We start from the raw sequence: 10,097 nt of genomic DNA, 5'->3' as shown, positions 1-10,097 counted from the left end.
AATTTTAAACCAGCAAGAGCATCAGGAAAAATGATCCTTGAAACTAAGGATTTAGTTATAGGATATGATAGTGCTCTTACAAAACCATTAAATCTTTACATGGAAAGAGGGCAAAAAATAGCTCTTATGGGTTCTAATGGACTTGGAAAAACTACTCTTTTAAAGAGTCTTATGGGAGATATTAAACCACTAAGTGGAGAGGTAGAACTTGGAGATTATCAATATATAGGATACTTTGAACAAGAGAGCAGAGAAGGAAATACAAATACCTGTATAGAAGAATTCTGGAAGGAGTTCCCTAGTTATACCCAATATGAGGTACGTGCAGCACTTGCTAAGTGTGGATTAACCACAAAGCATATTGAGAGCATGGTAATGGTACTTTCAGGAGGGGAGGCTGCAAAGGTAAGACTTTCAAAGCTTATAAACAATGAGACGAATATACTTATCCTGGATGAGCCTACTAATCACTTAGATGTAGATGCAAAAGAAGAATTAAAAAGAGCGCTAAAAGAATATAAGGGTTCAATACTTATAGTTTGCCACGAACCAGAATTTTATAGAGATATAGTAACAGAAGTATGGAATTGTGAGGAATGGACGACTAAAATCGTTTAGTAGTTCCAAAGTAATTATAATAGATATTTGGGGGAAGAACATGGATAATGAACAAATTGAATTTTTTAATGCTATAAGAAGTATTAAAGACTCTAACTTGGATATTTTAATGTCAAAAGTATATTCTGAAATTGATTTGGATAAAGATCAATATTTTAAATTGGAAGAATTAATGAAAGATTTAGTTGTTGATGTTATAGCGGATTTAATGGTATTGATTGATGGGTATGGCCAGCTATCTTATAAGTTAGATTTAATAAATAGAGAGACTAAAAGTTCAATTCGTAATGGCATAGAACTTCATGATAAGGTTATGGAATTTATCTATTATAATGAAGATACAGATAAATAATTATTTATCTGTCTTAAAGGTGTGAAAGAGGGACGACAAAAATTGTATAATAACTCAATGTATGACGGTTTAATGTAAATTAATATTAACAATAGTATAAAGACAGTAATAATATCAACAGGTATTATTACTGTCTTATATTTATTTGGTAAATTAAAGCATTATTGTGATATATTTGAAAGTAGTTTAAATTGGTATTGACTCTGACCCAAGGTTAGAATTTAGAATAATTTTGAGAGGGGGGATATTCTTGAAAATTAGTGAGTTCGCTAAAAAATCAGGGGTAACTGTGAAGACATTATTGCATTATGATAAAATTGGGCTTTTAAAGCCATCTAGAAAGACAGATGCAGGGTATAGAATTTATTGTGATGAGGATTTTACTAAACTACAGCAGATTACTACATTAAAATTTGTTGGATTATCTCTTGAAGAGATAAAGCAGCTTTTAAGTGAAAAGGGACAGGATATAGGAAGTATAATTGATGTTCAAACAAAAGAATTAGAAGATAAAAAGAAACATATAGAAACAGTTATTACTGCATTAAATAAAGCAAAAGGAAAAATACAAAATAATAGTCTTCTGGAGGTTCAGGAACTCATTGATATTATCAGGATAACCAATATGGAAGTAAGAGCAAAGCAAAGATTTAATAATGCGTGTAAACAATATGTTACTAATAGCTATTATTGGAGAGCAAAAACTGCAGAGTTAATAAATGAATTAGTTAAGCCTAACATGAATGATGTGATACTAGATTTAGGCTGTGGTACAGGAAAGCAGCTTATAGAACTATCTCAAAATGTAAAATTAGCAATTGGGGTAGATATCAGTGAAGGAATGCTTAAACAGGCTAAAGAGAATGTAGAAAATGAAGGAATAAATAATATTGAGTTTTATATAGGAAGCTTTGAGGAACCTAACTTAAGCGTAGATTTACAAAGAGTGCATGTTACAAAAATTATATCAAATTATGCACTACACCATTTGACTACAGAGTATAAACAAAAAGCGATAGAAAATATGATTAATATAGGTGGGGAAGATTTACAAAGTATTATTATAGGCGATTTAATGTTTTTTGAAAATCCTAATGATCATAGAGAAGAATTTGCTTTAGTAGGATATGGACCAAAAGTAGATTTTCCTTCTCATGTTGAAGAACTAAGAAATTGTTTCTCAAATTTTGATTTCAATATCGAAATATATAAGTTACACCCGCTTGTAGGAGTGATAATTGCCAATTTAAATAAAAATGCAGATAATATATAAGTAGAGGAAAATATAATTTTATAATAATATTTAATATTTAGAGCTAATTTTGGCTCTTTTTTTGCAAAAAATAATAATAACAATTTCCAAGATTCGACATATTCTAACGAGAAAAATGTGTATAATTAAGGAGAGTGGAATTATATATATTTCGTAGGAGGGAATTTTAATGGGTAAAATGATACAATGTAAAACTTGTTCTAAAGAAATAGCATCAAATGCAAAGTTTTGTCCAAGTTGTGGGACAAAAAACAAAAAACCATTTTATAAAAAAATATGGGTTTGGGCAATTGTGGTAATTATTATTGGAGCTATCGGTAGTAGGGGTTTAAATGATTCGAAAGATTCAAAATTAGATACTGGAAATAAAGAGGAAATTAGTCAGAACCAAAAAACAGAAGAAAATGTTCCAGCAAAAGAAAAAGCAGAAGAAGATGTTCCAAGAGAATATAAGTCTGCATTAAAAAAAGCAAAAACATATAGCGATACTATGAGTATGTCTAAGGCTGCACTATATGGCCAGTTAACATCAGAGTATGGAGAGAAGTTTTCACAAGAAGCTGCTCAATATGCTATAGATAATGTAGACGCCGATTGGAAAGCAAATGCATTGAAAAAAGCAAACACATATCAAGAAACCATGTCAATGTCTCCAAGTGCAATTTATGACCAATTAATATCAGAATATGGAGAGAAATTTACAGAAGAAGAAGCACAGTATGCTATAGACAATCTGAAGTAATATATTGCCTTATAAATATAAAAAAGATAACTTAAGAATCTAGTATAAGAACTAGGTGCTTTTATAATGTATAAATATAAAGCATAACCTACTTTAATTTTGCTGAGGAATATTCCAAAGTGTTGATTTTACTAAAGTTAGGGAAACAACTTATAGAACTATCTCAAAATGCAAAATTAGCAATTGGGGTAGATATTAGTGAAGGAATGCTTAAACAGGCTAAAGAGAATGTAGAAAATGAAGGAATAAATAATAATTAATATTTAGAGCTAATTTTAGCTCTTTTTTTGCATTTAACATGTTTCATGCTAATGGTAAAATTAGGGAAAATGGTATATTTTATGAAAAGGATTTATTAAGGTATGGATAAAAAGGGGAAATAATAAGTGGACTTAATGAACAAAGAGGATTTTAATAATTTACTTAAAAGTTCTCGGTCTAAATATTATGAGGGGAGATGGGCTTATTTCAGTGAGGTAATAAATATTATAGAGCAAGAGAATGAATTTGAGAAAGTCTTAGAGTTAGGACCTGCATTTCAAACAATAGTGAAGAATTGTGATATTATGGTTAAGCCAGAGATTGATGTATGGGGTAGGCCTGAGAAGTATATAAATAAAGAGTTTAAACATGATGCCACAGTGGTACCCTGGCCAATAGATGATAAGGCTTATGATTTGTTTATTGCATTACAGGTTTGGGAGCATTTAGAGGGAAAACAAAAGGAGGCATTTGAGGAAGTTATGAGAACTTCAAAAGCAGCTATATTAAGTTTTCCTTATATGTGGGATTGTCCTAAAGATAATGCAAATTATCCTGAGCACCATATGATCGATGAAAAAATAATCTCAGAATGGACATTAAATGTAAAGCCCAAAAAGGTAATTAAGATTCCAAGGACAGGAGATAGAGTTTCAAAGGGTCCAAGAATAATTTATTTTTGGAAGTTTTAATAATAAACATTTAAGCTATTAAAAAAGATAATAGAATAATAAAGTAGTATATAAGAAAGTCTATAACGAAACATATGTTATAGACTTTTCATATTCTTTAAAAATATTTCTTAATCTAAATTTATATCTTTTAAACAATAAGATTTCAATATTTGCCTAATAAACTTCAAAGTAAGATTTAGAGCATCTTCTTTAGTATATTTATGATAATCACTTATAAGCCTTGTAAGTATACCTTCATAAAAAATGATGATCACTTCACTTATTTCATTTAAGTCTTTTTTATCTATGTAATTGTCCTCAGCTGCTTTTGATAATACTGCCTTATCCCTATCATGTATATTTTCCTTATCTAGCATATGAGATAATTCTGTAGGCAAGCTTTCTAATTCTTCAGGAAATAATTCATAATAATTATTTATAGCTTGAGTAAAAGACTGATTTATATTATTTAAGAACATAGCTTTAAATATTTGCGGATTATTGAAGGAATGAACACAAAAACACTTCCAAATATTATAGTAAATTTTTATAGTATTATCATTTATATCTACATAGTTATATAGATCATGAACATATTTATTGTAGTATTTTACACAGACAAAGAATGTAAGATGATCTAGGTTATTAAAATACCTGTAAATTATAGCAACATTATGACCAGCTAAAGTAGCCACTCTCCTTGCTGTAATGCTTTCAATACCTTCACTATCCATAATTTGTGAGGCTGCATCTATAAAAGAAATCATAGTTTGTTTTTTTTCTAAAGCAGTTTTTGCCATTTGTATTCTCCTTAAATCCGTATCCATAATTTACTATTATATCATAAATAAAGAAATATTAACATTTAAAAAAGTAATAGATGAGAGTTTAACAATTTGTAAACATGTTTATAAACGTGTTTACACAATTCACTAAACGTAATATTATTTAATTATATAGAATATTTAGAAAATTATAAAAATGGGGTGGGTTTATGAAATTAGAAATAGGAAATTTCCATGTGCGAGATATTGTTTTTGGAGATAAGACAGAGTTTAAAGATGGACTATTAATAATAAATAAAGAGGAAGCACTAAACTTTGTTAAACAAGATGAACGTATTATAGAAGCAGAATTATATATTGTAAAACCAGGAGATAAGGTAAGACTTGTTCCAGTTAAAGAAGCTATTGAACCAAGAGTTAAATTAAATGGAAATCCTTTATTCCCTGGATATACAGGAGAACTTGTTAAAGCTGGAGAGGGAAGAACACATGCACTTAAAGATTGTAGTTTACTTGTAGTGGGAAAACATTGGGGTGGATTTCAAGATGGGTTAATAGATATGAGTGGGGAAGGCGCTAAATATACTTATTATTCTCAGCTTAAAAATATAGTATTAGTTGCTGACACTAATGAGGAATTTGAAAAAAGAGAGCAACAAAAAAAGAATAGGGCATTAAGAGAAGCTGGTCATAAACTTGCTGAATTTATAGCTCAGTGCGTAAAGAATCAAGAATCAGAAGAGGTGGAAGTATATGAACTTGAAACTGTTACAAAGAGAAGTGAAGATATAAACAAACTTCCTAGTATGGTATTCGTAATGCAGCCCCAATCTCAAATGGAGGAGTTAGGATATAATGGTTTGCTTTATGGTTGGGATATGAATAGAATGGTACCTACTTTCATGCATCCTAATGAAATATTAGATGGAGCAGTGGTATCAGGAAGTTTTATGCCTTGTTCTTCTAAGTGGGCTACTTATGAATTTCAAAATAATCCGACTATTAAGAGGTTATATAAGGAGCATGGTAAGACGCTTAACTTTTTAGGAGTAATAATGTCCAATCTTAATGTAGCATTAGAGCAAAAAAATAGAGCAACTTTATTTGTATCCCAAATGGCAAAAAATCTAGGAGCAGATGGTGCCATAGTTGCTGAAGAAGGATATGGAAATCCTGATGCAGATTTTACAGCTTGTATAGTTGCATTAGAAGACGCAGGGGTTAAAGTTGTAGGACTAACAAATGAATGTACTGGCAGAGATGGCCAATCGCAGCCACTAGTATCTATGGATGAAAAGGAAAATGCAATTGTATCTTGTGGTAATGTTTCTGAACTTATACAGCTTCCACCTATGGAGATTGTATTAGGAGAGCTTGAAGCATTAGGAAGGGATGGCCTTTCAGGCGGATGGTCTAATGATGAAATTTTAGGACCATCAGTTAGAGAGGATGGTTCAATTATTATGGAAAATAATGCTATGTTCTGTGGAGATCAAGTTTGTGGATGGTCACCAAAAACAGTAATAGATTTTTAGCTCTAAAATAAGAAAAATCAATAATTATAATAATCAAAAATAATCTTCAGCAAATTATAGGGGGATATATTATATGAAAAAAGTAATTTTATATATAAATCAGTTCTTTGGCCAAATTGGAGGAGAAGACAAGGCTGATTTTAAACCAGTAATAAAAAATGGGTTAGTAGGACCAGCTATAGAATTAAATAAGAATTTAGAAGATGCAGAGGTTACTCATACAATAATTTGTGGAGATAACTTTATGGGTTCTAATACGAAAGAAGCAATAGATATTATTTTATCTGAGCTTGAAAGTATAGATTTTGATATATTTTTTGCAGGTCCAGCTTTTCAAGCAGGAAGGTACGGAGTTGCCTGTGGAGAAATATGCAAAGCGGTAAAAGATAAATTTAATGTACCTGTTATAACATCAATGCATATTGAAAATCCAGGTGTTGAGATGTTTAAAAAGGAAATGTATATATTTAGAGGCGGTCATAGTGCAGCTAAGATGAAATCAGATATAAAGTCTATGGCTAAGTTTGGCAATAAGTTATTAAAAGGTGAAGAAAATTTAGGTGCTAACAAAGAAGGATATTATCCAAGAGGAATAAGGCATCAAGTATGGAGAGAAGACAGAAAAGTAGGTGCTGATAGAGCAGTAGAAATGCTTATAAAAAAGTTAAGGGGAGAAGAATTTATTACAGAGCTTCCAATACCAAAAGCAGATAGAGTACCGATAGCTACTCCAATCAAGGATTTATCTAAGGCTAAAATTGCAATTATGACAACAGGAGGAATTGTACCTGTTGACAATCCAGACAAAATTCAATCTGCATCTGCAACTAGATGGGGAAGATATAATATTAAAAATATGAAACACTTAGAAGGTGGAGTATATAAGACAATACATGCAGGTTTTGATCCAGCAGCAGCGGATAATGATCCTAATGTAATTCTTCCATTAGACGTATTAAGACAATACGAAAAAGAAGGTAAGTTTGGATATCTCCATGATTATTTTTATTCAACAGTTGGAACTGGTACAACTCAAGCAGAAGCAGCAAGAATGGCTAGAGAAATAGTCGAATACTTTAAGGGTGATAAAGTGGATGGAATTATAATGGTCTCTACGTGAGGAACTTGTACGCGTTGTGGTGCAACGATGGTAAAAGAAATAGAAAAAGCCGGATTCCCAATAGTTCAAATGGCTAATCTAATACCAGTAGCTAAAACTGCAGGAGCAAACAAAATAGTTCCTACAATATCCATACCATACCCATTAGGAGACCCAGCTACTACTAAAGAAGAACAGTGGAGATTAAGATATTACAGGGTAGGTGTTGCACTAGATGCATTAACCGAAGATGTTAAAGAACAAACAGTATTTAAGGTGAAAATGTAATAAGAATTTGAAGGCTGACAATATTATAGGATCTCTTAATAGAAGATTAACCTATACACGGTTTTAAGTTTCATAGAAAAAATCTTTTTCTGAATTAAAAATTAAGAATTAAAGATGAAGAATTATGGTTAAAACTCTACCGTCAAAGCCTTTAGAGTTTTCTAAAGTAGATTTTATTTTAGAAATTCACTAAAGTGAATTTCATCCTAAACTCTTCATTCTTAATTATTAATACTTAATTTTTAAGGAATTAGCTATCTTTATAGGAAATTTATTTTCCAAAGTATATTTTAAATTTTTACATTGGATACCTATAATGTTAGCCTCATATAAAATAAATATTGGGGGGCTATTTATGAAAAATATTGAGCCATCAGTAAATAATAAATTATCACCAAAATCAAAGACTGATGAAGTTTTTATTATATCTTTAATCATCACTTTTGCCATTGTACTTTGGGGCATATTAGCTCAAGAAAATTTTGCGAATATGTCTAATAACTTATTTACTTTTTTAACAGAAAACTTCGGATGGGCATACCTTAGTTCAATGCTTGTATTTGTTATTTTTGCTATTGTAGTAGCATTTAGTAAGTATGGCAGGATTAAACTTGGGCCAGAGGATTCTAAACCAGATTATAGTACTATAGCATGGTTTGCAATGCTCTTTGGAGCTGGTATGGGAATTGGCCTTGTGTTCTGGGGAATAGGGGAGCCACTTTCTCATTTTGTATCACCACCATCAGGAATTGAAGCAGGTTCAATAGAGGCAGCAAATTTTGCTATGAAATCATCTTTAATGCATTGGGGATTTCATCCTTGGGCAAATTATAGCATAATAGGCCTTGCGCTTGCTTATTTTCAATTTAGGAAAGGTAAACCAGGTCTTATAAGTAGCATATTTATTCCTTTATTAGGAGAAGAAAGAGTAAATGGGCCTATAGGCAAAATAATAGATATATTGGCTGTATTTGCTACAGTAGCAGGTGTAGCTACTTCTCTAGGACTGGGTACGTTACAAATAAATAGTGGACTTAACTATATGTTTGACATACCTATAAATAACTTAGTTCAATTGATTATAATTGCAGTTATTACAATAATATTTATATATACGGCAGTTAAGGGAATAGAAAAAGGGATAAGTGCAATATCAAATCTAAATTTAATACTTGCATTTGGCATATTAATATTATGCTTTTTAATTGGACCTTCAATTAAAATGATAAATTCACTAACAAGTGGAACAGGAGCTTATATTGGAAATTTTATACAAGACAGTTTGCATTTAGAGGCTTTTGGAGATAATAGCTGGATAAATGGATGGACAGTATTTTATTGGGCATGGTGGATAGCATGGGCTCCATTTGTAGGAATATTTATAGCTAGAATTTCAAGAGGAAGAACAATAAGAGAATTTATACTAGGAGTTATAGTTGCGCCTACAATAGCTTCTTTAATTTGGTTTTCAATTTTTGGAACTTTAGGAATTGATCTAGGTATTACAGGGAAAATACCTCTTAATAAGCTTAAAGAGATAGCAGCAGTTCCTGAAACAGCATATTTTGCTGTAGTTCAAAATTATCCAGTAGGTATAGTTATAGCGGTAATAACTATAGTACTACTTTGCACTTTCTTTATTACTTCTGCAAATTCAGCTACCTTTGTTTTAGGTATGCTGACTTCAAAGGGAGATTTAAATCCTTCTAATACTAAAAAAATATTATGGGGACTAGTACAATCATTGTTAGCAGTAGCATTATTATTATCCGGAGGATTGAAATCACTTCAAACAGCCTCAGTAGTAGCAGCTTTTCCTTTTATATTAGTAATGTTATTAGCTTGTATATCATTATGGAAGGCTTTTAGGGAAGAAAAGATATAAATAGATTATAAAAATTAAATATTTAATGTCTATTTTAATGATTTTATAATGTTCATATATGTCCCATAAAAATAGTAAAATTATATATTTTTAAAATATAAATAAATAATAAGCAATGAAAATAGAGATAAGGTGTGTAGATCTTATCTCTATTTTTTTATGGAACTATTTCAATTAATTACTATATAATTAATAATTCAAATTTAATTATAGATAAATAAAGTTACAACAATACTGAAAATAGGACCAAATATATTGTACAAGCATACTATATCGTAGTATATTCAATACTTTTAATAGATATTGAAATAAATACAAATAAGTTGAAAATGGGGGTAACTATGTTTAAATTAGATGAATATAGCAACTTAATAAATGATGATATAATAAAAAAGATAGATGTTATGATTGAAATTTTGGAAAGATTAGAAGAATATAGCGAAAACTTTCAAGATAAATATGATGATATTTTTCTAGATTCAACATGCCCAACAGGAGCAACAGGTCCAACAGGCCCAACAGGTCCAACCGGTCCGACAGGGCCAACTGGTCCAACAGGACGGACAGGCCCAACAGGTCCAACAG

Annotated in this window: 11 protein-coding genes; 10 read left to right on the top strand and 1 reads right to left on the bottom strand. The window is 30.7% G+C overall.

From position 1 onward, the window contains the following. The 6 genes from B2W91_RS14825 to B2W91_RS14800 all read left to right on the top strand — a co-directional run. On the top strand, positions 1-618 hold a 618-nt coding region (locus B2W91_RS14825), incomplete at its 5' end, for an ATP-binding cassette domain-containing protein (protein WP_291582329.1). A gap of 40 nt (positions 619-658) precedes the next feature. Beyond that, the gene (locus B2W91_RS14820) at positions 659-970 is read left to right on the top strand and encodes a hypothetical protein (protein WP_291582327.1); all 312 of its coding nucleotides are present in this window, start codon (positions 659-661) and stop codon (positions 968-970) included. A gap of 250 nt (positions 971-1,220) precedes the next feature. Then, the gene (locus B2W91_RS14815; RefSeq protein ID WP_291582325.1) at positions 1,221-2,243 is read left to right on the top strand and encodes a MerR family transcriptional regulator; all 1,023 of its coding nucleotides are present in this window, start codon (positions 1,221-1,223) and stop codon (positions 2,241-2,243) included. Positions 2,244-2,412: 169 nt separating this feature from the next. Next, positions 2,413-2,985, top strand: a complete 573-nt coding sequence (locus tag B2W91_RS14810) for an Ltp family lipoprotein (protein ID WP_291582323.1) — start codon at positions 2,413-2,415, stop codon at positions 2,983-2,985. Positions 2,986-3,104: 119 nt separating this feature from the next. Continuing rightward, positions 3,105-3,245 (top strand): class I SAM-dependent methyltransferase, encoded by a 141-nt coding sequence (locus B2W91_RS14805; RefSeq protein ID WP_291582321.1) that lies wholly within the window; start codon positions 3,105-3,107, stop codon positions 3,243-3,245. A 126-nt stretch (positions 3,246-3,371) separates the two neighbouring features. Beyond that, on the top strand, positions 3,372-3,938 hold the full coding sequence (locus B2W91_RS14800) for a hypothetical protein (RefSeq protein WP_291582319.1): 567 nt from the start codon (positions 3,372-3,374) through the stop codon (positions 3,936-3,938). 110 nt (positions 3,939-4,048) lie between these two features. Here the strand turns inward: B2W91_RS14800 and B2W91_RS14795 are convergent, their stop codons facing one another. Beyond that, the gene (locus B2W91_RS14795; RefSeq protein ID WP_291582318.1) at positions 4,049-4,720 is read right to left on the bottom strand and encodes a TetR/AcrR family transcriptional regulator; all 672 of its coding nucleotides are present in this window, start codon (positions 4,718-4,720) and stop codon (positions 4,049-4,051) included. Between the two features lie 194 nt (positions 4,721-4,914). Between B2W91_RS14795 and B2W91_RS14790 the strand changes: the two genes are divergently transcribed. From B2W91_RS14790 to B2W91_RS14775, 4 genes are all read left to right on the top strand, one after another. Further along, positions 4,915-6,240 (top strand): glycine/sarcosine/betaine reductase component B subunit, encoded by a 1,326-nt coding sequence (locus tag B2W91_RS14790; protein ID WP_291582317.1) that lies wholly within the window; start codon positions 4,915-4,917, stop codon positions 6,238-6,240. Positions 6,241-6,313: 73 nt separating this feature from the next. Next, positions 6,314-7,627: a betaine reductase selenoprotein B gene (grdH, locus tag B2W91_RS14785; protein ID WP_291582316.1), complete on the top strand. Its 1,314-nt coding sequence runs from the start codon at positions 6,314-6,316 to the stop codon at positions 7,625-7,627. Positions 7,628-7,982: 355 nt separating this feature from the next. Continuing rightward, complete coding sequence (locus B2W91_RS14780) at positions 7,983-9,512, top strand: glycine betaine uptake BCCT transporter (protein ID WP_291582314.1); 1,530 nt, start codon at positions 7,983-7,985, stop codon at positions 9,510-9,512. Positions 9,513-9,853: 341 nt separating this feature from the next. Continuing rightward, on the top strand, positions 9,854-10,097 hold a 244-nt coding region (locus B2W91_RS14775; protein ID WP_291582312.1), incomplete at its 3' end, for a hypothetical protein.

This window comes from Clostridium sp. UBA6640, from assembly GCF_002455975.1.
Lineage (GTDB): Bacteria > Bacillota > Clostridia > Clostridiales > Clostridiaceae > Clostridium_J.
Note: the sequence above shows the minus strand (reverse complement) of the source record. Positions and strands in the feature narration are given on the sequence as shown.

Coding starts and splice junctions, on each gene's coding strand:
- B2W91_RS14820 (WP_291582327.1), top strand. CDS start 659: ATGGATAATGAACAAATTGAATTTTTTAATGCTATAAGAAGTATTAAA.
- B2W91_RS14810 (WP_291582323.1), top strand. CDS start 2,413: ATGGGTAAAATGATACAATGTAAAACTTGTTCTAAAGAAATAGCATCA.
- B2W91_RS14795 (WP_291582318.1), bottom strand. CDS start 4,720: ATGGCAAAAACTGCTTTAGAAAAAAAACAAACTATGATTTCTTTTATA.
- B2W91_RS14790 (WP_291582317.1), top strand. CDS start 4,915: ATGAAATTAGAAATAGGAAATTTCCATGTGCGAGATATTGTTTTTGGA.
- B2W91_RS14780 (WP_291582314.1), top strand. CDS start 7,983: ATGAAAAATATTGAGCCATCAGTAAATAATAAATTATCACCAAAATCA.